The sequence below is a fragment of the Terriglobus sp. 2YAB30_2 genome (assembly GCF_052114765.1).
In the GTDB taxonomy this organism is placed as follows: domain Bacteria; phylum Acidobacteriota; class Terriglobia; order Terriglobales; family Acidobacteriaceae; genus Terriglobus.
On the sequence record NZ_JBFRFJ010000002.1, the window covers coordinates 41,696 to 64,604 of the forward strand.

Here is a 22,909-nt window from a genome sequence, read left to right on the forward strand (position 1 = left end):
GGAGAATTACGATGGGTGCATTTTCAATTGCGCTGACGGGCCTGAAGGCCAATACCGTGGCGCTGAATACGATCGGTAACAATCTTGCGAACCTGAACACGGTGGCCTTCAAGGGCGCTACCACCGAGTTCGAAGACCTCTTCTACCAGCAGCTCGGCGAGTCTGGCTCGGGCAATGCGTTGCAGTCCGGACTTGGTACTCGCGTTTCCGGAACTGTGGGAGACTTTTCGCAGGGTGGCCTGACCACGACGAATAATGCGACCGATATGGCGCTGAACGGCGACGGTTTCTTCGTGATCCAGGACCATGGTCAACAGCAGATTACGCGCGCCGGCGACTTCCAGCTTGCCAAGGATGGCTATCTGACGACCCTGGACGGCGCCAGCGTGATGGGCTTCCAGAGCACGGACGGAGTAACTGTAGGCACCGGCGGCGCCCTGGCTCCGATCCAGCTTCCGATCGGTTCCAACCAGGCGGCCAGCACCACCAAGAATGTTGGACTGCGGGCGAATCTGGACTCTTCAGCGGCCACTGGCACAACCTTTGCCAGCTCCGTAAGTGTGTACGACTCCCTCGGAAACACGCACCTGGCGAGCGTCAAGTTCACGAAAACCAGTAATACGACCTGGAATTACGACATCGAGCTTCCCGCTGGCGATATCTCGGGCACGCCCTCGAACAATACCGGCACGCTGACTTTCGACTCGACTGGCAAGCTGGTCGGACCGAGCAGCAATATCACCGGCATCACCTTTCCGGGACTGACCAATAGTGCCGCAGACCTGAGCTTCAACTGGTCGCTCTATGACGGCGCCGGCAACGGGATGGTCTCGAGCTCAAGCTCTGCCTCCGCTACTGCGTCTACCACCCAGGACGGGTATGCCAGCGGTACCTACCAGAACTTCTCCATTGATTCCAATGGCATCATCTCGTCCAAGTACAGCAACGGCCGTAGCAGCGTGGTCGGCCAGTTGGCTATCGCCACGGTTAGCGACACCCAGGGTCTGACCCGCGTCGGCAACAACTCCTTTATCTCCAGCCAGGCATCCGGTCTGCCGTCCATCGGCGTCGCCGGTGCGGGTGGCCGTGGCACGGTGTTGGGAAATTCATTGGAACAGTCCAATGTTGATATCGCCGGCGAGTTTTCGCGTCTGATCGTCGCCCAGCGCGCCTTTGAGGCGAACTCCAAGACGGTTACGGCGTACGACACGCTAACCCAGTCTGCAATCAATATGATCCGTTAGTTGTAGCGTCTGAGGCCTTCCTGAGTCCTCACTAATGCCTGCCGTGCCTGAATGGCACGGCAGGTGCATTTAAGTGGGACATATGGCTAAAGCAGAGACAGCAGAGATGACGCCCGCAGTGCCGGTGGCCAAAGTGGGCATAGTGCAACTGGCGATGGTCGCCTTTGTTGCGGTTATAGGAGCCGTGGGAGCGGCCGGCGGACTGGTCTGGTGGATGGGGAAGACCGGGAAGCTCGGCGGCGGCGGCACAAAGATTGTTGAGGTCGTCAAAACCGAGCCCCAGAAGACCAAGGACCAGGTCCTGGAACCGATGGTAGTCAACCTGACCGATTTGGGCGGGCGTGCTTATCTGCGTGCTGCGATTACCCTGCGCGTTGCCGATGAGGAAAAGCTCGGCGAGGCAAAGAAGGAAGAGGGCGGGGAGAAGAAACCCAAGGCCGGCGGCCAGCAGGATGTCGCGGTACGGGATGCGCTGATCGACGTCCTGGGGCGCAAGAGCTCAGAGGAACTGCTGCAGCCTGAAGGTAAAGAGCAGGTCAAGAAAGAGATCAAGGCCGTACTCACGGTGCGCGAACCCAGCATGAAGGTGGTTGACATCTTCTTCACAGAATTCCTGGTCCAGCGGTAAGGAGACAGAGATGCGTCGCAGCGTAGCAATGGTCAAAGCCGAAGTAGTAAAGCCGGAACTCGCGATCGTGCAGAGAACGATCGTTCCGCTAGCCGAGATGCGTCGTCCGGAACCAGCCGGCCTGGCCTCCTGGATCCTGCGTTCCTGGAAGGGACGCGCTACTCGTCCTCGGGAGCAGAAGCGCCTCCGTGTCCTCGAACAAGTCTCGCTTGGCAACAAGCAGCAACTTGCGCTGGTGGAGTGTGAAGGTCAGCAGTTCCTGGTTGGAAGCAGTGAGCACGGCGTTCAGGCCATGATGCCGGTAAGGAAGGCTGAGTAGATGCTGGTTCGTCCTGTCCTGCTGGTCGCCGTCCTGCTGTCCGGCGTCTCCATGCAGGCTGAAAAACGGAGTGCGGCCCATGGGCAGCCGGCCGCAGCGGTGGCAGAGAGCCCCGCTGTCGCAGAGCAGCGGATGGCGCTGGCCTTTGCCACTGAAGCGGCACGTCGGGCGGCGGGCTCAACTGCCCCTACGGCGCCGACGGCTCCGTCAAAGTCGAACCAGAATACGGGTAAGCGCGAAGATTCCATCAACCACCGCCTCGAGAACGAACCCAGCAGCTCCTGGTCGATCGTCATCGGCCTTACTCTGCTGAGCCTGCTCCCGGCGATTCTGCTGTCGATGACGCCGTTGGTGCGGTTGCTGGTTGTCTTTCACTTCCTGCGCCAGGCGCTGGGGACGCAGACAGCTCCGTCGAACCAGGTATTGATGGGACTCGGTCTCATGATGACCTGGTTCCTGATGCAGCCAGTCCTGGTCCAGGTGGACCAACAGGCAGTGGCTCCCTTCAGGGCCGGACAGATCAGCGGTGAAGAAGCGATCGCGAAGGGCTCTGAACCGGTCAAGGTTTTCATGCTGAAATACGCTCGCGAAAAAGACCTGGCGCTGTTTGCCTCTGCCGGTATGGCGGAGCGCCCTCAGACCCGCGCACAGCTCCCGATGCAGGTTGTCGTTCCGGCGTACATCCTCAGCGAGCTCAAGGCAGGTTTTCAAATTGGCGCGATTCTCTTTCTTCCGTTCCTTCTAATCGACCTGGTGGTAGCAAGCGTGACGACCTCTATCGGCATGATGCAGCTTCCTCCTGTCGTGATCTCAACTCCGCTGAAGATTCTGCTCTTTGTGATGGTCGATGGCTGGAACCTTCTGACCGGCTCGCTGCTGAAAAGTTTTTCGTGAGGAACAATCGTGGAACCCAACCAAGTTGCTGAACTCGGACGAATGCTGCTGCGTGAGGCGCTGATTCTCAGCGCTCCGCTGCTGATCTGCGGATGCTTGATCTCCGTCGGTCTGAGCCTTCTGCAGACTCTTACCAGCTTGCAGGAACAGACGCTGACGACGGTACCTCGCCTGTTTGTCGTTCTGGGAGCAGCCATGGTGACGCTGCCCTGGTTTCTGCACCGTGTGATGACCTTCACCGTGACGTTGTGGCGCGACTTCCACCGCTTTCTTGGATAACGACATGCCGATCGATTTCGCAAATCTGCCGCCGACCTGGGAACGTCTGCTGGCGACCGGACTGCTGGTGTCGATCCGTGTCAGCAGCCTGATGCTCTTTGCCCCGGTGTTCTCGTCGAAGGCAATTCCCATGCGCATCAAGGCTGGTTTCGTCTTCGCGATCGCGTTCCTGCTTACTCCGGTGGTAATGGAGCTGGGACCAACGCCGGCAATCAATGCGTCCTCCGTGCTTGGTGAGCTTTCGGTTGGCCTGGTCTTCGGATTTGCGCTGTCGCTGATGAACGAAGCTCTGTCCTTCGCCGGTCAGTTACTGGGCATCGATTTCAGTTTCTCGCTCGTAAACCTGATGGATCCGAACTCACAGATTGAGACTCCAGTTCTGGGCCAGTTTCTGGGATGGATTGGAATTCTCGTACTACTGGCCTGTGGTCTTGAGCGCACGATGCTGGCCGCATTTATGAGGACGTTTGCCGCAATTCCTGTAGGCCAGGCAGTGATGCACACCAATAGCGGTATCGAGCTGGCGCATATGACAGCAGGTGTCCTGCTGGGCGGCCTTCAGCTTGCGGCGCCTGTGATGTGTGCAGCGCTGATGGTAGAGGTCGTTGTCGGCTTGATCGCCCGAATCTCTCCGCAGCTTCCGGTCATGGCGGTCAATGTCCCCGTGAAAACACTGGTGAGCTACGGTGTACTGATCGCATCGCTCGGAATCTGGCCGCTTTGGATTGAGCACAACTTCACCAACCTGTTGAATGCCGCTGAGAGGCTGGTGCGCGGGTGAGCGAGCAGAAAACAGAACAGGCAACACCGCAACGCAAGCGGAAGGCGCGCGAAAAAGGCGACGTCGTCCGCTCGCGCGAGTTGCTCAGTTCTTTAGCCATGCTCGCTGGTCTGGCCGCAATAGGTGCGGTTGCTCCGAAGGTGCTGCAGAGCTGGCGGGGGGCCTATTCTGATGTGCTCTCGATGACCAGCGAGCGCTGGGACGAGGCAATGTTTCGCCATGCTATCTGGCATGTCGCACTTCCGGTGCTGTGGCCCGCAGTCGTGGTAATGAGCTGTGCACTGATGGGCGCTCTGACGGGAGGCATTCTGCAGGGTGGTGGCACACAGATCCAGGTCGAAGCACTGCAACCCAAATGGACCCGCCTGAATCCGGCTGAAAACGTTAAGCAGCTCTTCGGCACCCGCTCCATATTGCGTCTGGCTAAGAGCCTGATCCCCGCGGCCGTCGTGATTGGTATCGCAATTGGAACCATTCGCAGCCTTATTATCGGCATGCCGGTGATGAGCCTCAATCGCCTCACCGAGACGCTCGCCTCTGCCTATCACCTGGCGATGATCACAGCACTGGTCATGGTGATGTGGGCCGGCGTGGACTACACCATGGAATGGGTGCAGTGGAACAAGCGCCTCAAGATGAGCAAGCAGGAAGTCCGCGAGGAAGTAAAAGAGGCGATGGGTAATCCCCAGATCAAAGGGAAGATCCGGCAGCTCCAGCGGCAGATGCGCAAGCGCAGAGAGAAAGCGGATATCAGCCGCGCCAGCGTGGTGATTACCAACCCGACCCACTACGCGGTAGCGCTGGAGTTCAGCTTTGAGACGATGTCCGCTCCCAAAGTTTTGGCAAAGGGTAAGAACCTGCATGCCCTTGAGATCCGCGAACAGGCGCGCTGGGCAGGGGTTCCGATTATGGAGAACAAACCATTGGCACGGAGTTTGTACAAGATGGTCGAAGTTGGGCAGTCGATTCCGTTTGAGTTGTATTCGGCAGTGGCCGGCATCCTGGCATATCTGTATCGCACCAAGCTCGAGCAGCAGGCCCGGGAAAAACGTATGCGTGAAGCCGGCGGCCTTGCCGGAGGTGGAATGTGAACCTGAAAAAGTGGAATGGTGTATTGCTGCCGCTCGGCGCTATCAGCATGATCTTCGTCATGCTGGTGCCGCTGCCCGGCTTGTTGCTGGATCTATTGCTGGCGGTCTCAATTACCGCCAGCATCATCGTGTTCCTGACGGCTGTGCAGGTGCGGCGCGCGGTGGACTTCTCAGTCTTTCCGACGCTCTTGCTCTTGCTGACTCTGTTCCGCCTGTCACTGAACCTGGCTTCCAGCCGGCGGATTCTGCTGCACGGTCACGAAGGTACAGGCGCTGCCGGAAACGTCATTGAAGCCTTTGGGCAGTTCGTTGTTGGCGGCAACTACATCGTCGGCTTCGTGCTGTTTCTGGCCCTGATCGCGATCCAGTTCCTGGTGGTCAGCCACGGCGCGGTACGTACGGCCGAGGTTACAGCCCGCTTCACTCTTGATGCCTTGCCGGGTAAGCAGATGGCGATCGACGCCGATATGAACGCCGGCCTGATCGATGAACAGGGCGCTCGCAAACGTAGAGAAGCCATCGCTCGCGAGGCCGAGTTCTATGGCGCGATGGATGGCGCCGCGCGCTTCAATCAGCGCGACTCCATGGCGACCATTCTCATTACGGCGATCAATATCATTGCCGGTCTGTTGATCGGAACGCTGCAGCAGGGTGTGGATCTGATGACGGCGGTTAAGACCTACACCATCCTGACGGTGGGCGATGGCCTGGTCACCATGATTCCGTCGCTGCTGGTCAGTGTTGCCGGCGGCATGGTGCTGACGCGCGCCTCTTCTTCCGGAGCTCTGGATGCAGAGCTGGGATCGCAGTTGTTCGCCAAGCGGAAGACCCTCTGGATCACCTGCGGTGTTCTTGCCGCGATGACCCTGATTCCTGGTCTGCCGAAGCTGGCCTTTATTTTCATGGCGCTTGCAGTCGGTATGGTGGCAAAGAGCCTGCCCGCGGAAGTTCCGGAAGTTGTCGAGGAGCTGGTCGAACAGAAGGCGGGCGCGGCTGCGGCATCGCAACAGGATGACCTGGCGTCGCTGTTGAAGGTCGATGAGCTCACTCTTGAGATCGGTTTCCAGTTGATCCCATTCGTCGATGCGTCGAACGGAGGCCAGATGCTGAATCGTGTCCGTGCATTGCGGCGTCACCTGGCGACGGAGCTTGGCTTCGTTGTGCCTTCCGTTCACATCACAGATAACCTCCGGCTTCGTCCACGCGAATACGTCATCAGCCTGCGCGGCATCGAGATTGGCCGCTGGCAGACGGAAGGGAATTGCCTGCTGGCCGTTACCGCCGGTCCCGATCGCGAAGGACGCGCCAAGGCGCTGCCGGGAATTGAGACGAAAGAACCTGCCTTCGGTGTGAATGCGAAGTGGATCGATCCATCGCTGCAGGAGCGCGCTCTAGCAGCGGGCTGCTCTGTTGTGGATCAAACGACCGTCATTGGGACTCATCTTGGCGAGCTTATCCGCCGTCATGCCCATGAACTGCTGAGCCGCGGCGAAGTGAAGCGCCTGATGGACGGTTTGACCGAGAGTCACCCCAAGCTGGTGGAAGAACTTGTGCCGAAATTAATGACTCTCGGCGAGGTCCAGAAAGTGCTGCAGCAACTGCTGCGTGAGCAGGTCTCGGTACGCGATCTGGGAAGCATTCTGGAGGTCCTGGTAGAGGCCGCGGCGCACTCCAAGAACACCGTCCATCTGGTGGAGAGCGTGCGTCAGGCGCTGGGCCGTGGCCTGGTGCATCCGTTGCTCGACTCGGACGGAGCTTTGAAGGTTTTAACACTGGAGCGCTCGCTTGAGGACGAAATCATTGGAACTTTCGATCCCAGGGCACGCAGCAGTGAGGGTCAGATGGTAGTTGGACAGGGAGATTTCCTCAGGAAGCTGGTGGAGTCTGTGAAGCGATTAACAGCAACAGGCTCAACTTCGGCACTTCCCGTGCTCTTATGTCCATCGCCGGCACGTTACCACGTACGTCGCTGGCTTGAGCCGATACTCCCGCGGGTGACAGTACTTTCACCAGTCGAAATACCGGCGGAAGTAAGGGTGCAGAGCGTGGGTCAAATAGGGTAAGGAGCGGAAATGGCGAGGCTTGGAATGAAGGATTACGGAAGCGAAGTGGGGCTGGGGTCGGCACTGCTTGCTGAGGATGCCAGTAAAGCTGCGCGCGCCCTGGTTGCCAGCATGGATGGCAGCCAACTGATACCGAGCCGTGAGCAGGTGCTTCTCGATCATCTGTCAACGGTTCGCTACATCGCGCGGCGTATCCATGAACGGCTGCCGCAGCATGTGGAGCTGGAAGATTTGGTATCGGCCGGCGTGATCGGCCTGATGGACGCCTACGATAAGTTCGATCATGGCAAACGGGTGCAGTTCAAGAGCTATGCGCAGTTCCGCATTCGCGGCGCGATACTTGACTCACTGCGGACTCTGGACTGGAGTCCTCGTGAGCTGCGCCGCAAGGGCCGCAGCGTCGAAGAGGCGATCCGCAAGCTGACACATGCACTTGGCCGCTCGCCGGCGGAGCAGGAGATCGCCGCAGAGCTTGGCATGAGTCTCAATGACTACCAGATGCTGCTTGGCGAGCTGAAGGGGCTTGAGATCGGCAGCCTCCATGTTGAGAAAAATGAAGAGTCCGGAGATGAGGAACTGGCCTATGTCGCCAGCCCTGACGAAGATGGACCCCTGTTCCGGGCACTGAAGGGTGAGCTGCGGCAGCGTTTGGCCGATGCGATTGAAGATCTTCCCGAGAAAGAACGTCTGGTGTTGACGCTGTACTACCACGAGGAACTGACCATGAAAGAGATCGGTCTGACGCTAGGTGTCGTTGAGTCGCGTGTCTCTCAGATTCACTCCTCGGCGGTGCTGAAGCTTCGCACCAAGCTGGCGGATCTGGCCAATGCCAAGAATGGAGACGAGTCGAAGCGTCGTAGCGCGAGGGCGAAATAGCGATGCCTGAGTTGCTGGAAGGGCTTCGGTTCGATGCCGTACTTCGGCTTGGATCGCGGGAATTGACACTTGGCGATGCCGTTCGCCTGCAATCGGGTGCTGGACTGAGGCTCGACCGCCAGATCGACGAGATGGTCGAGCTGGTTGTGAGCGGGCGGGTTGTGGCACGGGGCGAGATTGTGATCGTGAACGGTAATTACGCCTTCGAGGTTACGGAGGTCGCTCCGGAACAAACACGCAAGGAGAGCGTGGAATGGCCTACATCGATTCAGTAAAAGACAGTATCGTGTTGCAAACGCCGTCTATCGGCGATAAGTCTATCCCCTCGAATGTCACCGAGACCGTGCTTTGCGGGAACCTGCAATGCACCGGCGGGTGGTTGCAGCGTTGGAAAAACCGTACTCGTCCGTACTTTGAAGGTCAGTGGGCGTGCAGCCGCAACTGCCTTTCTCATCTGGTAACCCATGCAGTTCGCCGCGAAGTTGGATCAAGCATCGCAGGCGATGAATTCAGCCCGCATAACCACCGTATTCCGTTGGGCCTGGTACTGATGGCTCAGGGAATCATTACGCCTGTACAACTGCAGCAGGCACTACAGCGCCAGCGGCAGCGCGGACACGTCCGCATCGGCGACTGCCTGATGGAAGCCGCAAATTTGAGTGAAGGGCAGATCACGCGCGCGATGGGCGCACAGTGGAATTGCCCGATGCTGACCCTGGAAGGTTTCTCTCCGGAGCGGATGGCGCGTCTTGCACCGCAGGCCGTTCTGGAAGAGAGCGGCATGTTGCCGGTACGTGTAGCCGGCGGCAAGGCTCTTTATCTTGCCTTCGACGCGGATCTGAATCCGGCTGCGGCGTTGGCCCTGGAACAGATGACGGATCTGCATGTGCACAGCGGCCTTTTGCCGTCATCGCAGTATCAGGCCGCACGCAAGCGGTTGGCGGAGTGCAAGGGGATCGCCACGAACGAAGAGACGGTCGAAGATCAGGACAGCCTGGTCAAGGCGATGGTTTCGGCTATTGAGAAGCAGCAGCCGGTCGCGGCACGGCTGGTGCGTGTAGGACGGTTGTACTGGATGCGTTTGTGGCTCGAAGGACACGCCGTTTCATGCATTCCCGGCGAATCGGCGGAGGATGTTCTCGATTGTGTCTGGAGAATCCATCCTTAATAGAAGTAAAGAAGCCGAAAGGCAAAGATAAGACCGGGCTTAGAAAGCGTGCTTAGTGCTTTCTAAGCCCGATTTGTTTTTATCGGCACGCTGCGTGCACATCTTGAGAGTATGAGCAGCGGGATCTATGCCATCTATTCGGCGCTTCAGTCGCGTACCCAGGCCCTGGATACAGCGGCGAATAATCTCGCGAATGTGGGAGCGCATGGATTCCGGGCGCAACGGGACTATTTCCGCTCTCTCATGGATACCGCGGATACTCAAGGTCAGCCGGAAGCCTCCCAGGTGGGCCGGGCGATAAACAATTACAACCTGCTTGGCGGGAATCGCCTGGATACGGCGCAGGGGCAGATTGAGACGACCGGCAATCCATTGGATCTGGCGCTGCAGGGCAACGGCTATTTCGGTATTAAAACGGCACAGGGTACTCGCTATACGCGCGACGGTGGATTTCAACGCAGCGAAAACGGGACTCTGGTAACGCAGCATGGCGACGCGGTTCTTAATCAGAGCGGCGCACCAATCACCCTGCCGAGCGGGCAGGTTCATATTGCAGAGAACGGCATGATTTCAGTGAGCGGGCCCGCGGGCAGCGCCATCGTCGGCCAGATCGGCGTCTTTGACTTTGGTCCGGGGCAACTCACCAATCAGGGAACCAATCTGTTTGCAGCGGCGGACGGGGCTACGCCTCAGACCGGAGCTGCAGTCGTTCGCCAGGGTGCTCTCGAAGGCTCGAATGAAGACGCCATTCACGGCACCATGGAGCTCATCCTGACGCAGCGGCAAACAGAAATGATGCAGAAGGCACTAAGCATTTTCAACAGCTTCGACAAGACGGCAGGCGAAGACCTGGGACGGATATAGGAGTAAGGCGATGATACGGGCGTTATATACGGCAGCCAGCGGCATGAGCGCGCAGCAGATGAATCTGGATACGGTTGCCAACAATCTGGCTAACTCAGCGACGGCAGGATTCCGCCGCCGGCGTCTTCAGTTCGAAGACATGATCTATCAGAACGTCGTTACTCCTGGCAGCGCGCAGAGCACGCAGACGACCCAGGCCGGCCTGCAGATCGGTCTCGGCACCAAGCCGGTCGCGACCGAAGTCATCATGACCCAGGGCGACTTCAACCAGACGGGTAATAATCTCGATCTGGCTATCCAGGGACAGGGCTTCTTCCAGGTCACCCGTCCTGACGGCGCTATCGCTTACACGCGTGCCGGCAGCTTCCATCTGAACAATCAGGGACAGATGGTCACGGCGAACGGCGATTTTCTTACGCCGCAGATCACGATTCCTTCGAATGCAACGAACGTTCAGATCTCACAGTACGGCGTTGTGACGGCAACGATTCCAGGACAGACACAGAGCTCGCAGCTCGGCACGCTTCAGCTCGCTACCTTTGCGAACCCCGGTGGCCTGAATTCGGTTGGCGGCAACCTGTTTCTGCCCAGCACCTCTTCGGGAACCGCGATTACAGATACTCCCGGCGGAACGACCGGCGTCGGCACGCTGCAGCAGGGTTATCTCGAGAACTCGAACGTGGATGCGGTTGAGGAGTTTGTGCAGATGATCATGGCCCAGCGGGCCTACGAGAGCAACTCCAAGGTGGTTAAGACCGCCGACGACATGTACGGCCAAATCAATAACCTGGTGCGCTAATGCGGATTCTTCTGGTAGTAGGTCTGGCAACTGGAACAGTACTCGGGCAGGCAAAGTGCGCACGCACGCCGGAGCTTGCCGTCGTAGGAGTGGCTGCTGCTCCAGTAGAGCTGGGAGAAAGCGGCGGATACCGTGTGGAGGCTGTGAAGCGCGATCTGGTTGGGCGTGGAAGCTGGGCCGTAGTGCGGTCTTGCTCGCACCCAGAATGGCCGGCCTATATGTTACCCGCGCCGGTAGATGTAAAAGCACAGACGCCTGTCACCAAGGTTGCGTCGCTGGAGCTCGCAGTCCGCGCGGGGGAACGGGTTTTTGTGAAGTCAAACTCGACTTCAAGCCGTATGCAGATGGTGGGTATTGCGAACGGCAGCGGCATGGTGGGAGACGTCATCCCGGTTTCGATGGCGGTATTTGGCGGTGAGGGTTCCGAACGTAGGATCCAGGCGGTGATCAAAGGAAAAGGCGAGGTCGAACTGCGATGAAGAATGAGTGGAAATATATCGCGTTAGTGATGCTGGTGCTTCTGCTGCTGGGAGTGGAGATCTCCATGGCGCAGGGTAAGTCCAAGAAGCAGGATGTCGCGGCCAGTTCGCTGGATTCTTATCTGGCCCGCGTTCATGCCGAGGACGCCGGTTCGCAGACCTCGCCTGGTTCCATCTGGACTGAAAACGGCCGGATGGCACGGATGGGCAGCGATATGCGCGCCCGGTTCCCGCATGATCTGATCCAGGTGGTGGTCCAGGAGAGTGTGGTTGCAAGCACCGATGGCGCAGTAAAGGGATCGCGGACCTCGAACGCAAGCTCGCAGATTACCTCGCTGTTCAGCAAGTTGAGCGTAAGTTCTGCCGCGCAGAACCTTATCGGCCAGAATTCTGCGGCCGGGTTGAGTGGGCAGGGAAGCAGCGCTAATAACTCCAGTCTGTTGACGACATTCGGCGGACAGGTTGTTGAAGTCCTTCCAAACGGAATGCTGGTAATTGAGGCCGCCCGTCAGGTGGAGTTCAGCCAGCAGACGCAGACGATTGTGCTGCGCGGCCTGGTTCGCCCGGAAGATATCTCGCAGCAGAATCAGGTCCTTTCGACCGCAATCTCCAGCCTTGAGCTGCAGGTGCGCGGAAAAGGCATCGTGACCGATTACACTCGCCGCCCTAATGTGCTGGTCCGGTTGTTGCAGAAAGCGGTGATCTTCTAATGCGCGCTTTCATCGTCCTGCTGCTTTTGCTGATCTCCGGCGTCATGTTCGGCGCCGACGCCCGCCTGGCGCATGTGAAGGATATTGCGACCATTGAAGGGATTCGCGAAAACCAGCTTGTAGGGTATGGCATTGTTGTGGGTCTCCAGGGAACTGGAGACAGCCAGCAGACGGGCTTCCCGATGCAGACTTTGGCTGCGACGCTCTCCCGCATGGGTGTGAGCGTACCGTCGAACGGAATCCGCGTGCAGAACCTGGCCGCGGTTTTCGTCTCGGCGTCGCTGCCGCCCTTCGCGCGGCCCGGAACCCGTATCGACGTCACGGTAGCGGCCGCGGGCGATGCAAAGAGTCTTGATGGCGGGATGTTGCTGATGACTCCGCTGTACGGTGCGGATGGCCGTATCTACGCGCAGGCGCAGGGATCGCTGGCGCTCGGTGGGTACTCTGTCAGCGCGAATGGCAATACCAAACAGACCAACCATCCGACGACGGCCAGAATCCCGACCGGAGCCATGGTGGAGCGGGGAGTTCCGCTCGAGCTTGCCGGCCGCCAGACATTTTCTCTGCTGCTGAATGATGCTGATTTTCGCAGTGCGGAATCGATGGCAAGCGCGGTGAATAAAGCGCTTGGGCGCTCGGCGGCACGAGCGATGGACAGCCGCCGCATCGAGCTCCAGGTCGGTCCCGGAGAGGATATTCCTCAACTTCTGGCCCGCGTGGAGGCTGTGGAAGTGGCTCTGGCGCCAAGCGCCCGGGTCATTGTTAACGAACGTACTGGAACAGTCGTAATTGGCGGCCAGGTGGTGCTGCAGCCGGTTTCGATCCTGCACGGTGGTTTGAGCGTCAATGTGGTCTCGGAGTTCGAGGTCAGCCAGCCAAACGCCTTCGCGCAGGGAACAACGCAGGTGGTGCAGCAAACCAAGGTGGATGCAAAGGATAAGCCGGTCAACCGCATCGAGCTCAAGCAGGGCGCGACGGTGGAAGAACTGGTGAGGGATCTGCAGGCGATCGGGGCTACAGCTCGTGACGTGATCTCGATTCTGCAGGCAATGAAGGCGGCAGGAGCATTAGAAGCAGAGATTGAGGTGCTGTGATGATGGTGACCTCGGTAGGCCCGTCCCTGGGCGATGCAACCGCAATACGGCAACAAAAGCTCGAAAACGCAGCGAAGCAGTTTGAAGGTATGCTGATGAACGAGCTGTTGAAGCCGCTGCGGAACGAGGAAGACGGAGAGGGTCAGTTCGGCGATGCCCTGAAGTCCTACGGGACTGAGGCGCTGGCGACAGCGATGGCGAGCCGGGGTGGCCTTGGATTTGGTTCAAAAATGGTAGCGGCTGTCGAACAACGCGAAAAAGATTCTGTTACGAGCTCAAGTCTGGCCCCGACAGGCCGATAAGCCCGTCAAGGAGTGTTGTATGGCAAACGAAACGAGTGGAATTGGAAATCTCGGCAGCCTGGTAAATGGCCTCGGTATTGAGAAGACAAGTGGCGTGGCACGGAGCACCAAGGCCGCGTCCGCAACAGAAGCCAAGAGCATCCAGCAGGATCAGACAACCCTTAGCCCCGCGGCGGGAGCACTCGCCCAGGCTGTCAATGGCGACGACACGCGCATGGAGAAAGTCGCCGCGCTGCAGAAGGCGATTGCCGACGGCAGCTATAACGTGCCATCGACCGCGGTAGCTGACAAGCTGATCTCGTCGATGCTCAAATAGGAGACTCATGTCTATCGGAAGCCTGGCTTCATTGATGTCGCTAGCCGGCTCGGCGTTGGATTCGACGCAGAAGGCGCTCAATGTAACCGCGCAGAATGTGGCTAACCAGAATACTGCTGGTTATACACGCCGCGTAGTTTCCTTTCAGGATTCCGTATCGGTCTCCGCTGTCAACGTCAGCGTGACCCAGCAGCGCGACCCCGTCGTGGAGCAGCGCCTGGCTGACCAGACGCATGTGGCGCAGGCGGCCAATTCGAAGCTGTCGGCGCTGAACGATCTCCAGAACGTCTTTCCGGTTAACAGCAGCGGAAGCACGGCTCTTGGAGGCGCCCTGGATGGCTTATGGACCTCGTTTGCCAGCCTTGAGGCCAATCCTTCGGATGTTGCGACACGCCAGGCGGTATTATCCGCGGCCGGATCGTTCGCTTCGGCGACGAACTCGGCGGCGAATCAACTGGATCAGCAGATCTCTGGAATCAACACACAGATCGGTGGCATTGCTACCAACATCAACAGCCTGAGCAAGACGATCGCCGGCCTCAATCAGCAGATCCTTGAAGGCAGAGATACTGACGGCTCTATTAGTGAGCAGCGGCAGCAGGCTATCACCCAGCTTTCCAATTATCTGGGCGTTTCCGTCACCCCCAATACGGACAACGCTGCTGTGACCGTGACCGCGAGTAACGGTGCAGTTCTTGTCAGCGGCGCATCTTCGTATGCATTCGATACTTCCTCGACCGCTGGTCTTACCGGTGGACAGATTGGCGGAATGGTAGCCGTACGCGACGGAGCCCTGGCAACCGCCCGCACCGCTCTGGACCAGCTCGCTACGAGCGTAGCGAATGCCGTCAATACCCAGAATGCTGCAGGTGTGGATGCAAACGGCAGCAGCGGTGGAGCGATCTTTTCGTCACCGTCGAGCGCTACAGGGTTTGCGGCAAATATCAAGGTCGTGATGACCAGTCCATCAGGGATTGCTGCTGCGGCTTCGGGAGAAGGTTCAGGAGGCAGTGGAAACGCCTCCGCGTTGGCTGCGCTGAAGGATGCAAAGAACACCAATGGAGAGACCGGCGGAGACTTTCTCGCGGCAATGTTGTCCGAGATCGGTGCGCAGGCAAGTGCGGCCTCCACGGACAATACGGCTCAGAATGCAACGCTGACGCAGATCCAGTCACAGCGCAATGCAGTCTCCGGAGTGTCGCTGGACGAAGAGGCAGCCAACCTGACGATGTACCAGAAGGCCTATCAAGCCAATGCGCGTATCTTCGCGGTTGCGGACAAACTGATGGCGGAAGCGATCAACCTCGGACAGGAAACGACGGTCTCCTAAGGACAGCATGATATGCGTATCGATCCCAATTTCATCACTGGTCTTACCGGCTCGCTGAACGCGATTTCAGCAACAGAACAGCGCTTGACGCAGCAGCTTTCGAGCGGATCGCGCGTGAATCAGTTGTCAGACGACTCTGTCGCGGTCAGTAGTGCGGCCCGTATGCAGTCAGAGCTCTCCCTCAACGACACGTTTATCCATACCGCGACCGGTCTCACCGGCCGTATGCAGACAGCCGACAGCGCTCTGAGCACGGTGGTGCAGCAGTTGACCCAGGCGATTTCGCTGTCGACGCAGGCAAACAACGGAACGTTGAATGCCGACGCGAAGGCGACCGTGGCGCAGCAACTGCAGAACATCAAGTCCACGGTCCTTTCCATGGCGAACAGCTCTTTCCAGGGGCAATATCTCTTTGCCGGCAGCGCTACCGACTCCCCCGCATTTGCCTCGAATGGAACCTATTCCGGAGACAGCTCGATCCAGTACGTAACCACTCCGACAGGGCAGAAGATCGCCACGAATGTGCCAGGATCGAATATCTTTTCTCAGGCTCTCACCGCTCTGGACGATGCCATTGCCGGTGCTACCTCCGGGGATATGACGGCGACAGGCAAGCTTGGGGCGGCTTTGAATACGGTGACGACGCAGCGCGCAGGCTTTGAAAACTCGCTCTCTGCCATACAGAGCGCCAGCGACACAGCCAGCCAGCGTAAGTCCGAGATTACGATTTCGCAGACGGAGTTGTTGAGCGCAGACCCGGCCCAGATTGCCACCGATCTGAGCAACACCCAAACCCAGCAGAAGGCATTGCTAAGTGTGATTGCCTCTCTGGGCAAGTCCAATCTCTTCGACTTTCTTTCATAGGGCACATAGGGCACGCCCTCGCCCTATACTGACAGCGGAATGTTTGGTGGGCTGCTGTTTCTTTGGAATGCGACGAAGGGCCACCGGCTGCGGCCGTGGAACTCTCCTTACCTGCGCTGGCGTCTTGAAACCTATTCCGGGTTGAAGGCAGAGCAGATTACTGCATCGGATTTCTTCCGGTTTGCCTGGCGGGAACGTGGTCAATTGATGCGCTTTCTGCGCTGGACCGGCGAGATTCGCGATCTGGCAGGAAAGCGGGGCGGAGAATGAATCTGCCTCGCCGCGACTTGTTGCGGTATGGTCTTCTTTCCGCCGCGGGTGCAGGTCTTGCTCCATTGATCGGTTGCGGGAAGAAGACGCCTGCTCCGGCTCCGAAACAGGCTCCTACCCGCGAGATTACAGGGCAGTGGTCCCTGCGCTCCGTTGCCGCAGAACATCGTCTTTTGACCGGATTCGCCGTGGATCCGAAACTGTTGCAGGACCCCCACTACGTAGCCGTAGTGCGTGACCAGGCCAGCCTGATTGTTCCTGAAAATGCGATGAAGTGGGGCGCACTGCGGCCCACACGCGGTCAGTATTCGTTCGAGCAGGCGGATGCATTGCTTACCTTTGCGGAGCAGAACCGGATTCGTCTACGCGGACACACGCTGTGCTGGCATCGTTCGCTGCCGTCGTGGGTGGAGGCGATCGATTCTGCGCAGGAGGCCCGCCGGCAACTGACCGAACATATTCAGGCAGTTGCGGGCCGATATACGGGGAGAATGCACTCCTGGGACGTTGTGAATGAGGCCGTCGAAGTAAAGGACAATCGCCCTGACGGCCTGCGGAACTCGTTCTGGCTTCGAATGGTGGGGCCGGACTATATCGAAGTGGCCTTTCAGGCAGCGCGTGCGGCGGACCCGGCGGCGCTTCTGAGCTACAACGACTATGGTCTGGAGAGCGAGACCTACGACGCGGAACAAAAGCGCAGTGCTGTCCTGCTCCTGTTGCGGCGGCTAAAGGCGAGACGTGTGCCTCTCGATGCGGTCGGGATTCAGTGCCATATTTCAGCCCGGCCTATGTACAGCTATGGTCTTGGGTTGCAGCGGTTTATGGAGCGGGTGCGTGAGATGGGGCTCCAGATCTTCCTGAGTGAGATGGATGTCAACGACCGGGAGGCGGACCGGACTCCTGGAAGGCAGGATGTGGAGGTCGCCCAGACCTACAGCCGTTTTCTGGCGATGGCGCTGGAAGAGAGGGCTGTCACGGCGGTCCTGTTCTGGGGGGTCGATGACGGCCAGAGCTGGTTGCGGTATGAAAATGGACGTGACGATCAGACGCGTCCGCTGCTTTTCGATCGGAATCTTCGCCCGAAGGAGGCATTTTATGCGGCGAGGGCGGCGATGGAAGCGCGTTCGACGCCGTCAAAGCCTGGTCTATAGGACTGCCCGGTAAATTGCCCGGCAAAGGCAAGAATGGTATCCTACAGAAGACACTAGACGAGTGAATTTAAGAGAAGAGAAGTAGAGGAGCAACGTAATCCCGTGTTAGCACCTGCCAAGAAGACAGAAATTATCACCAAATTCCGCACGCATGATTCGGATACTGGTAGCCCCGAGGTCCAGATTGCGATTCTGAGCGAGCGGATCGGCGAGCTGACGGAGCACTTCAAGACCCATAAGAAGGACCATGGCTCCCGTCGCGGCCTGCTGATGCTTGTCAGCAAGCGCCGTCGCCTGCTGGACTACCTCAAGAAGAACGACTCTGACCGCTACCGCGAAGTGATCGGCAAGCTGGGCATCCGTAAGTAAGCGGATTCATCATCTGCTTCCGGTTGAGCTTTACGCGGCACGAGTAACTATGCCCACGCGCACGAAATTTCCATATACGGCTGCGGGGTCCGCTATGCGGACTTCAGCAGCCGTTTATGCTTTTCCGCCCCTCTGGAGCGCGCGGTAATGACAGGCGCGATGGTAGCTGAACAGCCAGGCGCGCCTCTGTCAGGGCATCCCCAACCCAAATTTGCTGTATTGCATGGCCGCCGCCAATGGCCCGCCATGTCTTTGCAGTCGTGTGTCTGACAGACGCACAACACCAGGTTTCGAGACGAAGACAGAAGAGAAAGAAAGAGAGAACACTAGATGAAACAGGAAGTGACTGTTGAGCTTGCCGGCGGCAAGCGAATTACATTTGAGACGGGACGGATTGCGAAGCAGGCCTCAGGCGCTGCGCTGACGACCAGCGGCGATACCGTAGTCCTCGGCACGGCTGTTGCCAGCCCGGAGCCAAAGGAAGGTATTGATTTCTTCCCGCTCACCGTTGAGTATCGCGAGTTTACCTATGCCGGTGGACGTATTCCCGGCGGCTTTATCAAGCGTGAGGGCCGTCCTTCGGAGAAGGAGATTCTCACTGCACGCCAGATCGATCGTCCCATCCGTCCGCTGTTCCCGGAAGGCTTCCGCAATGAGACGCAGGTGGTTGGCTTCGTTTATTCCGCAGACAAGGAAAACGATCCTGACGTCGTCGCCATCAATGCGGCATCCTGCGCCCTGGCGCTGTCGGACATCCCATTTTCCGGTCCGGTCGGCGCAGTTCGTGTCGGTCTGATCGACGACCAGTTTGTCGTCAACCCGACCTATCAGGAGAAGGAGAAGAGCCTCCTCAACATCATGGTCGTCGGCACCAACGACGGCATCGTGATGGTCGAGTCCGGAGCCAAGGAAGTTGCCGAGGATAAGGTAGTCGACGCAATTGAGTTCGGTCACAGTGAGGTCAAGAAGATCGTTGCTGCGATCAACGAACTGGTAGAGAAGGCCGGCAAGACCAAGCGCGCTGTTGCCGCCGTCGAGAAAGACGAGACCTATTACAACGAGTTGAAGTCCAGGGTGGGCGACCGCCTGAAGGATGCACTCGACACGCAGAAGTACGCGAAGATCGACAGCTATGCCAAGGTCAAGGAGATCAAGGACGAGCTGAAGGCCGCTCTTCCAGCCGATGAGCCCGATGCTCCGAAGAAGCTTTCGAAGTACTACGAGCTGCTGCGCGAGAACACCTTCCGTGAGCAGGTGCTCGATGAGCGTATCCGTCCGGATCGCCGCGCCTTCGATCAGATCCGCCAGATCGACATCGAGGTTGGCGTTCTTCCCCGCACCCACGGTTCGGCGCTGTTTACCCGTGGTGAGACACAGGCCCTCGTGACTGCCACACTCGGTACCGGTGATGATGCACAGCGCCTCGAGACCTACATCGGTGAGCAGAAGAAGACCTTCATGCTGCACTACAATTTCCCGCCGTTCTCGGTCGGTGAAGTTGGCCGTATGACCGGCGTTGGCCGCCGTGAGATCGGCCACGGCGCCCTGGCGTCGCGTGCCATCGAGGCGGTTCTGCCCTCTGAGGCGGAGTCGCCCTATGTGCTGCGTGTCGTTTCGGACATCCTGGAGTCGAATGGTTCGTCTTCCATGGCAACGGTCTGCGGTGCGTCGCTTGCCTTGATGCACGCCGGCATCAAGCTGAAGGCCGCTGTCGCGGGTATCGCGATGGGCCTGGTGAAGGAAGGCGATAAGTACGCCGTTCTGACTGACATCGCTGGTGCGGAAGACCACTATGGCGATATGGACTTCAAGGTGGCCGGTACCCGCAACGGTATTACCGCTCTCCAGATGGACATCAAGATCATGGGCATCACCGCGCAGATCATGCGTGAAGCCCTGGAGCAGGCACGTGTTGCCCGTCTCTTCTTGCTGGACAAGATGGACGCCGTTATTGCTACTCCGAGCGAGAAGCCTTCGGCTTACGCTCCGCGTATCCACACCATGCAGATTCCGACCGACAAGATCCGCGATCTGATCGGACCGGGCGGCAAGGTGATCCGCGGCATCATCGAGGCCACGGGTGTGAAGATTGACGTCGACGATTCGGGCCGCGTCAATGTAGCTTCCTCGGACCGCGATGGGTTGGATCGCGCCATCCAGATGATCAGCGATCTGACGGCAGTGCCCGAAGTTGGCAAGACCTACCTGGGYAAGGTTGTTCGTCTGGCGGAGTTCGGCGCCTTTGTCGAGATCTTCCCCGGAACCGACGGCCTGCTGCACGTCTCCGAGATCGCAGAGCACCGCGTGAAGGACGTGAAAGACGAGCTGCGTGAAGGCGATCAGGTCCTGGTCAAGGTCCTGGGCATTGAAGGCAACCGCATCAAGCTCTCCCGCAAGGCTGTTCTTCGTGAACAGCGTGAGAAGCTCGGTCTGCCTCCTGTTGCTCCGCAAGAAGGTGGTAAGAGCGGGCAGGAGGGTGGCAAGAGCGACCGTGGCGACCGTGGACCGCGTGCTCCGCGCCCCGAGCGTCAGCCGTCGAATGAGCCCACCATCACCATTGAGGGTGGCGACGAATTCGACGAGGACGACGAGGAAGGCGATGACGACTTCGACGGTGAAGGTGGCGAAGGCGGTGAAGCCGTTGAAGGCGGTGATGAGAACTTCAACCGCGCTGACGTGCCCGGAGGTTTCGTCCAGGGTGCCGGACAGGGACAGCAGAAGCGTGATGGTGGCCGTGGTCGTCGTCGTCGCCGTGGTGGACGTCGTCCCGGTGGACCGGCTGGCGGACAGCAGGGTGGCGGCAATCGCCCTGCCTAAGGCATAACAAGACGAAACCGGACTGCTACAGCAGTCCGGTTTCGTTTTAAGCCGTGCGTCGCGACAGCAATATGAGGCCTGCGGAAGACACCAGCAGCAGAAGAACCCCGCCGGCAAAGCGGAGCGTCATCTGTTGATGAAGAGCGACCCAGCTGGTCAGGATCGAGATGGCCATGGGCAGAAGGTAGCGTGTACTCAAAGCTTCCGGACGCATCTGCGGCAATAGCCAGAGAAGCAGGAACATTGCCGGCAGATCGATACAGGCGATCCAAAGCAACTCAGGCAGCGAAAGGAAGATCGGTCCACGTGCGATGGTTGCGATCCAAAGAACGGCGGCAGCGCTCAACAGTCCGGTAGTTCTGAATCCCGCTGCGGCCGGCGCCATGACTGAAGCGACGGCTGCGCTGGCAATGCCGGTAAGAAGGAGTAGCCAGTGAACTCCATCGGAGGGAGACGCAGGGAATTGAAAGGGAAGGATGAGTAATGTTCCGGCAACCCCAGCGAGCGCGACGATTAACATTTCCTGCCGCAGGCCCGTAGACTGCGCTCCACATACGACTACGATCAACACGGGTGTGAGAGTCCAGAGTGCGGCACTGGTGTATCCGGAGAGATGCGCCGCCTGCTGCAGTAATAAGGGAAGCGCAAAAAGCCCCAACGCGGAGACGATGCCACGACGGCTGATGCTGCGTTCTAAAGGGGAAAAGGAATACAGGAGTGCGCCGAGAGTACAGATAATTGCTGCGCGTAATGTAGATGACGTCGCCGGTAATACCAGGAGCTCGCGTAGCCACTCCATACCCCACAGAAGGCAGAGCAGCAGCAACGCCGCGATCTGCCGCATCAGCGCCAACTGACAGCAAGATGCCAGCGGTGACCGCGTACGGCTGCTTTAAGCAGTACGGTCTCGTACTCTTCCAGTTCAGCGAGCACGATTGATGTCTCAGACCCAAGAAGCTGTGGTTCCTTGCGCAGGTCATCAAGCAATGCCTGCACAGTCAGCAGGCCATCCGCCGGTGCATACCATTGGGTTGGAGGCATGCGCCTCAGAAGCTCGGGATTGCCGGCGCCCTCTTCGATCAGCAGCGCCATGGAGTTCTCATCGGCCGAGAAGAACTCGATCAGGGGCTTTACATTCAGACGGAGCGCCAGCTTCTCGATGGCATCCTCGTGACGGGCTAGAGCCCGTCCATTCACAAAGATGTCGTAGCCGGGGTCCTCTCCTTCCACGACGATATACATGCTCGCAGCCATTGCACCATCAGTGTAGCGGAGGCGGCTCTCAGGATCGAGTTGAACTTTTCTCTTCTATAGTGGACTGCATGACGATTCTGGAAAATGAGCACGTAGAGCTCTCCACCCCCACCGGTCCGATGCGGGTACATATCTTCCGTCCGGCCGCAGAGGGCAAGTATCCTGGCGTTCTCTTCTATACGGAGATCTTCCAGGTAACAGGTCCCATCCGCCGTACCGCAGCCATGATTGCCGGACATGGGTATATCGTCGCCATTCCGGAGATCTATCACGAGTTTGAGACCGCAGGGACGGTGCTGGGTTATGACCAGGCCGGAAGCGATCGAGGCAATGCACTGAAGACGACAAAGACGCTGGCGGGCTATGACGGGGATGCGCGTGCGGTGCTCGATCATCTGAAGCAGCGTCCGGACTGCACCGGACGGCTGGGCGTCATGGGCATCTGCATTGGCGGTCACCTTGCGTTTCGCGCGGCCATGAATCCGGATGTGCTGGCGACAGTCTGTTTCTACGGAACGGATATTCATAAAGGATCGCTAAGCGTAAGCGGAGATGATTCTTTGGCGCGTGCGGCCGAGGTCAAAGGCGAGCTCTTGATGATCTGGGGACGGCAGGATCCGCATGTCCCACTCGAGGGCCGGAGAAAGATTCTTGCGCGTCTGGATGAGCTCAACCTGAACTTTACCTGGCACGAAGTGAATGGAGCACATGCCTTCCTTCGAGACGAGGGGCCTCGCTATGATCCCGCTCTGGCACGCTGGGGTTATGGGATGGCGCTCGAGCTCTTCCATCGCCGTGTGGCAGTGGGTGGTTAGGAGATCTACGGTTCATCGCGATTGGGCGGTCCGAGCGTAGCTTGAACCGCCTTTTTTCTTGTCATTTCGCAGCGACCAAAGGGAGCGGAGAAATCCGCTTTTCTGCTGGACATTTTTTGGCCACGAAGCTCG

The 22,909-nt window shown here is 58.7% G+C and carries 27 protein-coding genes; 25 read left to right on the forward strand and 2 right to left on the reverse strand.

Annotation, left to right across the window (positions count from 1 at the left end):
• Positions 1-11 precede the first annotated feature (11 nt).
• The 24 genes from AB4Y89_RS02790 to pnp all read left to right on the forward strand — a co-directional run bounded on the left by AB4Y89_RS02790 (position 12) and on the right by pnp (position 20,708).
• Positions 12-1,244, forward strand: a complete 1,233-nt coding sequence (locus tag AB4Y89_RS02790) for a flagellar hook protein FlgE (RefSeq protein ID WP_442299382.1) — start codon at positions 12-14, stop codon at positions 1,242-1,244.
• A gap of 82 nt (positions 1,245-1,326) precedes the next feature.
• Positions 1,327-1,872: a flagellar basal body-associated FliL family protein gene (locus AB4Y89_RS02795; RefSeq protein ID WP_442299383.1), complete on the forward strand. Its 546-nt coding sequence runs from the start codon at positions 1,327-1,329 to the stop codon at positions 1,870-1,872.
• A gap of 10 nt (positions 1,873-1,882) precedes the next feature.
• Positions 1,883-2,191: a flagellar biosynthetic protein FliO gene (locus AB4Y89_RS02800; RefSeq protein WP_442299384.1), complete on the forward strand. Its 309-nt coding sequence runs from the start codon at positions 1,883-1,885 to the stop codon at positions 2,189-2,191.
• Entirely contained in the window at positions 2,192-3,085 is an 894-nt protein-coding gene (gene fliP / locus AB4Y89_RS02805; protein WP_442299385.1) for a flagellar type III secretion system pore protein FliP, read from the forward strand.
• A 9-nt stretch (positions 3,086-3,094) separates the two neighbouring features.
• Positions 3,095-3,364: a flagellar biosynthetic protein FliQ gene (locus tag AB4Y89_RS02810; protein WP_147648533.1), complete on the forward strand. Its 270-nt coding sequence runs from the start codon at positions 3,095-3,097 to the stop codon at positions 3,362-3,364.
• 4 nt (positions 3,365-3,368) lie between these two features.
• Positions 3,369-4,145 (forward strand): flagellar biosynthetic protein FliR, encoded by a 777-nt coding sequence (locus AB4Y89_RS02815; RefSeq protein WP_442299386.1) that lies wholly within the window; start codon positions 3,369-3,371, stop codon positions 4,143-4,145.
• Positions 4,142-5,236, forward strand: a complete 1,095-nt coding sequence (locus tag AB4Y89_RS02820; RefSeq protein WP_442299387.1) for an EscU/YscU/HrcU family type III secretion system export apparatus switch protein — start codon at positions 4,142-4,144, stop codon at positions 5,234-5,236. Before AB4Y89_RS02815 ends, AB4Y89_RS02820 begins: the two co-directional genes overlap by 4 nt.
• A 47-nt stretch (positions 5,237-5,283) precedes the next feature.
• A complete protein-coding gene (locus AB4Y89_RS02825; RefSeq protein ID WP_442299857.1) occupies positions 5,284-7,299 on the forward strand; it encodes a flagellar biosynthesis protein FlhA in 2,016 nt (671 codons plus the stop codon).
• 9 nt (positions 7,300-7,308) lie between these two features.
• The gene (locus AB4Y89_RS02830; protein WP_442299388.1) at positions 7,309-8,175 is read left to right on the forward strand and encodes a FliA/WhiG family RNA polymerase sigma factor; all 867 of its coding nucleotides are present in this window, start codon (positions 7,309-7,311) and stop codon (positions 8,173-8,175) included.
• A 2-nt stretch (positions 8,176-8,177) separates the two neighbouring features.
• A complete protein-coding gene (locus AB4Y89_RS02835; RefSeq protein WP_147648528.1) occupies positions 8,178-8,450 on the forward strand; it encodes a FliM/FliN family flagellar motor switch protein in 273 nt (90 codons plus the stop codon).
• Complete coding sequence (locus AB4Y89_RS02840; protein WP_442299389.1) at positions 8,429-9,343, forward strand: hypothetical protein; 915 nt, start codon at positions 8,429-8,431, stop codon at positions 9,341-9,343. The genes AB4Y89_RS02835 and AB4Y89_RS02840 overlap by 22 nt, the downstream gene beginning before the upstream one ends.
• Before the next feature lie 111 nt (positions 9,344-9,454).
• Positions 9,455-10,207, forward strand: a complete 753-nt coding sequence (locus AB4Y89_RS02845) for a flagellar hook-basal body protein (RefSeq protein ID WP_442299390.1) — start codon at positions 9,455-9,457, stop codon at positions 10,205-10,207.
• A 10-nt stretch (positions 10,208-10,217) separates the two neighbouring features.
• Positions 10,218-11,006: a flagellar basal-body rod protein FlgG gene (flgG, locus tag AB4Y89_RS02850; protein WP_442299391.1), complete on the forward strand. Its 789-nt coding sequence runs from the start codon at positions 10,218-10,220 to the stop codon at positions 11,004-11,006.
• Entirely contained in the window at positions 11,006-11,485 is a 480-nt protein-coding gene (locus AB4Y89_RS02855) for a hypothetical protein (RefSeq protein WP_442299392.1), read from the forward strand. The genes flgG and AB4Y89_RS02855 overlap by 1 nt, the downstream gene beginning before the upstream one ends.
• Positions 11,482-12,195, forward strand: a complete 714-nt coding sequence (locus AB4Y89_RS02860) for a flagellar basal body L-ring protein FlgH (RefSeq protein ID WP_442299393.1) — start codon at positions 11,482-11,484, stop codon at positions 12,193-12,195. Before AB4Y89_RS02855 ends, AB4Y89_RS02860 begins: the two co-directional genes overlap by 4 nt.
• Positions 12,196-12,239: 44 nt before the next feature.
• Entirely contained in the window at positions 12,240-13,289 is a 1,050-nt protein-coding gene (locus tag AB4Y89_RS02865; RefSeq protein WP_442299858.1) for a flagellar basal body P-ring protein FlgI, read from the forward strand.
• Positions 13,289-13,591, forward strand: coding sequence for a hypothetical protein (locus AB4Y89_RS02870; protein WP_442299394.1), 303 nt, complete (start codon positions 13,289-13,291; stop codon positions 13,589-13,591). Before AB4Y89_RS02865 ends, AB4Y89_RS02870 begins: the two co-directional genes overlap by 1 nt.
• A 19-nt stretch (positions 13,592-13,610) precedes the next feature.
• Positions 13,611-13,907 carry a flagellar biosynthesis anti-sigma factor FlgM gene (gene flgM, locus AB4Y89_RS02875; RefSeq protein ID WP_442299395.1) on the forward strand — a complete coding sequence of 99 codons (297 nt, stop codon included), beginning with the start codon at positions 13,611-13,613 and terminating at the stop codon, positions 13,905-13,907.
• Between the two features lie 7 nt (positions 13,908-13,914).
• Entirely contained in the window at positions 13,915-15,237 is a 1,323-nt protein-coding gene (gene flgK, locus AB4Y89_RS02880) for a flagellar hook-associated protein FlgK (RefSeq protein WP_442299396.1), read from the forward strand.
• A 12-nt stretch (positions 15,238-15,249) separates the two neighbouring features.
• On the forward strand, positions 15,250-16,101 hold the full coding sequence (locus AB4Y89_RS02885; RefSeq protein ID WP_442299397.1) for a flagellin N-terminal helical domain-containing protein: 852 nt from the start codon (positions 15,250-15,252) through the stop codon (positions 16,099-16,101).
• Positions 16,102-16,140: 39 nt separating this feature from the next.
• Positions 16,141-16,371: a hypothetical protein gene (locus tag AB4Y89_RS02890; protein WP_147648517.1), complete on the forward strand. Its 231-nt coding sequence runs from the start codon at positions 16,141-16,143 to the stop codon at positions 16,369-16,371.
• Positions 16,368-17,522, forward strand: a complete 1,155-nt coding sequence (locus AB4Y89_RS02895; RefSeq protein WP_442299398.1) for an endo-1,4-beta-xylanase — start codon at positions 16,368-16,370, stop codon at positions 17,520-17,522. The genes AB4Y89_RS02890 and AB4Y89_RS02895 overlap by 4 nt, the downstream gene beginning before the upstream one ends.
• Positions 17,523-17,624: 102 nt before the next feature.
• A complete protein-coding gene (rpsO, locus tag AB4Y89_RS02900; RefSeq protein WP_147648515.1) occupies positions 17,625-17,891 on the forward strand; it encodes a 30S ribosomal protein S15 in 267 nt (88 codons plus the stop codon).
• A 330-nt stretch (positions 17,892-18,221) separates the two neighbouring features.
• The gene (gene pnp, locus AB4Y89_RS02905) at positions 18,222-20,708 is read left to right on the forward strand and encodes a polyribonucleotide nucleotidyltransferase (protein WP_442299399.1); all 2,487 of its coding nucleotides are present in this window, start codon (positions 18,222-18,224) and stop codon (positions 20,706-20,708) included.
• 46 nt (positions 20,709-20,754) lie between these two features.
• Here pnp and AB4Y89_RS02910 read toward each other — a convergent pair whose 3' ends face one another.
• Positions 20,755-21,552 (reverse strand): hypothetical protein, encoded by a 798-nt coding sequence (locus AB4Y89_RS02910; RefSeq protein WP_442299400.1) that lies wholly within the window; start codon positions 21,550-21,552, stop codon positions 20,755-20,757.
• On the reverse strand, positions 21,552-21,962 hold the full coding sequence (locus tag AB4Y89_RS02915) for a hypothetical protein (RefSeq protein WP_442299401.1): 411 nt from the start codon (positions 21,960-21,962) through the stop codon (positions 21,552-21,554). Before AB4Y89_RS02915 ends, AB4Y89_RS02910 begins: the two co-directional genes overlap by 1 nt.
• Before the next feature lie 68 nt (positions 21,963-22,030).
• On the opposite strand from AB4Y89_RS02915, the gene AB4Y89_RS02920 reads away from it, so the two are divergent.
• The gene (locus AB4Y89_RS02920; protein WP_442299402.1) at positions 22,031-22,777 is read left to right on the forward strand and encodes a dienelactone hydrolase family protein; all 747 of its coding nucleotides are present in this window, start codon (positions 22,031-22,033) and stop codon (positions 22,775-22,777) included.
• Positions 22,778-22,909 lie beyond the last annotated feature (132 nt).

Bases quoted from the DNA above. Each gene is read 5' to 3' on its own strand.
- AB4Y89_RS02840 (WP_442299389.1), top strand. From the start codon at position 8,429: ATGGCCTACATCGATTCAGTAAAAGACAGTATCGTGTTGCAAACGCCG.
- flgG (WP_442299391.1), top strand. From the start codon at position 10,218: ATGATACGGGCGTTATATACGGCAGCCAGCGGCATGAGCGCGCAGCAG.
- AB4Y89_RS02835 (WP_147648528.1), top strand. From the start codon at position 8,178: ATGCCTGAGTTGCTGGAAGGGCTTCGGTTCGATGCCGTACTTCGGCTT.
- AB4Y89_RS02795 (WP_442299383.1), top strand. From the start codon at position 1,327: ATGGCTAAAGCAGAGACAGCAGAGATGACGCCCGCAGTGCCGGTGGCC.
- AB4Y89_RS02855 (WP_442299392.1), top strand. From the start codon at position 11,006: ATGCGGATTCTTCTGGTAGTAGGTCTGGCAACTGGAACAGTACTCGGG.
- flgK (WP_442299396.1), top strand. From the start codon at position 13,915: ATGTCTATCGGAAGCCTGGCTTCATTGATGTCGCTAGCCGGCTCGGCG.
- flgM (WP_442299395.1), top strand. From the start codon at position 13,611: ATGGCAAACGAAACGAGTGGAATTGGAAATCTCGGCAGCCTGGTAAAT.
- AB4Y89_RS02815 (WP_442299386.1), top strand. From the start codon at position 3,369: ATGCCGATCGATTTCGCAAATCTGCCGCCGACCTGGGAACGTCTGCTG.
- AB4Y89_RS02910 (WP_442299400.1), bottom strand. From the start codon at position 21,552: ATGCGGCAGATCGCGGCGTTGCTGCTGCTCTGCCTTCTGTGGGGTATG.
- AB4Y89_RS02885 (WP_442299397.1), top strand. From the start codon at position 15,250: ATGCGTATCGATCCCAATTTCATCACTGGTCTTACCGGCTCGCTGAAC.
- AB4Y89_RS02860 (WP_442299393.1), top strand. From the start codon at position 11,482: ATGAAGAATGAGTGGAAATATATCGCGTTAGTGATGCTGGTGCTTCTG.
- AB4Y89_RS02790 (WP_442299382.1), top strand. From the start codon at position 12: ATGGGTGCATTTTCAATTGCGCTGACGGGCCTGAAGGCCAATACCGTG.
- AB4Y89_RS02845 (WP_442299390.1), top strand. From the start codon at position 9,455: ATGAGCAGCGGGATCTATGCCATCTATTCGGCGCTTCAGTCGCGTACC.
- AB4Y89_RS02800 (WP_442299384.1), top strand. From the start codon at position 1,883: ATGCGTCGCAGCGTAGCAATGGTCAAAGCCGAAGTAGTAAAGCCGGAA.
- AB4Y89_RS02865 (WP_442299858.1), top strand. From the start codon at position 12,240: ATGTTCGGCGCCGACGCCCGCCTGGCGCATGTGAAGGATATTGCGACC.
- AB4Y89_RS02825 (WP_442299857.1), top strand. From the start codon at position 5,284: ATGATCTTCGTCATGCTGGTGCCGCTGCCCGGCTTGTTGCTGGATCTA.
- AB4Y89_RS02920 (WP_442299402.1), top strand. From the start codon at position 22,031: ATGACGATTCTGGAAAATGAGCACGTAGAGCTCTCCACCCCCACCGGT.
- AB4Y89_RS02895 (WP_442299398.1), top strand. From the start codon at position 16,368: ATGAATCTGCCTCGCCGCGACTTGTTGCGGTATGGTCTTCTTTCCGCC.
- AB4Y89_RS02890 (WP_147648517.1), top strand. From the start codon at position 16,141: ATGTTTGGTGGGCTGCTGTTTCTTTGGAATGCGACGAAGGGCCACCGG.
- AB4Y89_RS02870 (WP_442299394.1), top strand. From the start codon at position 13,289: ATGATGGTGACCTCGGTAGGCCCGTCCCTGGGCGATGCAACCGCAATA.
- AB4Y89_RS02830 (WP_442299388.1), top strand. From the start codon at position 7,309: ATGGCGAGGCTTGGAATGAAGGATTACGGAAGCGAAGTGGGGCTGGGG.
- AB4Y89_RS02915 (WP_442299401.1), bottom strand. From the start codon at position 21,962: ATGGCTGCGAGCATGTATATCGTCGTGGAAGGAGAGGACCCCGGCTAC.
- fliP (WP_442299385.1), top strand. From the start codon at position 2,192: ATGCTGGTTCGTCCTGTCCTGCTGGTCGCCGTCCTGCTGTCCGGCGTC.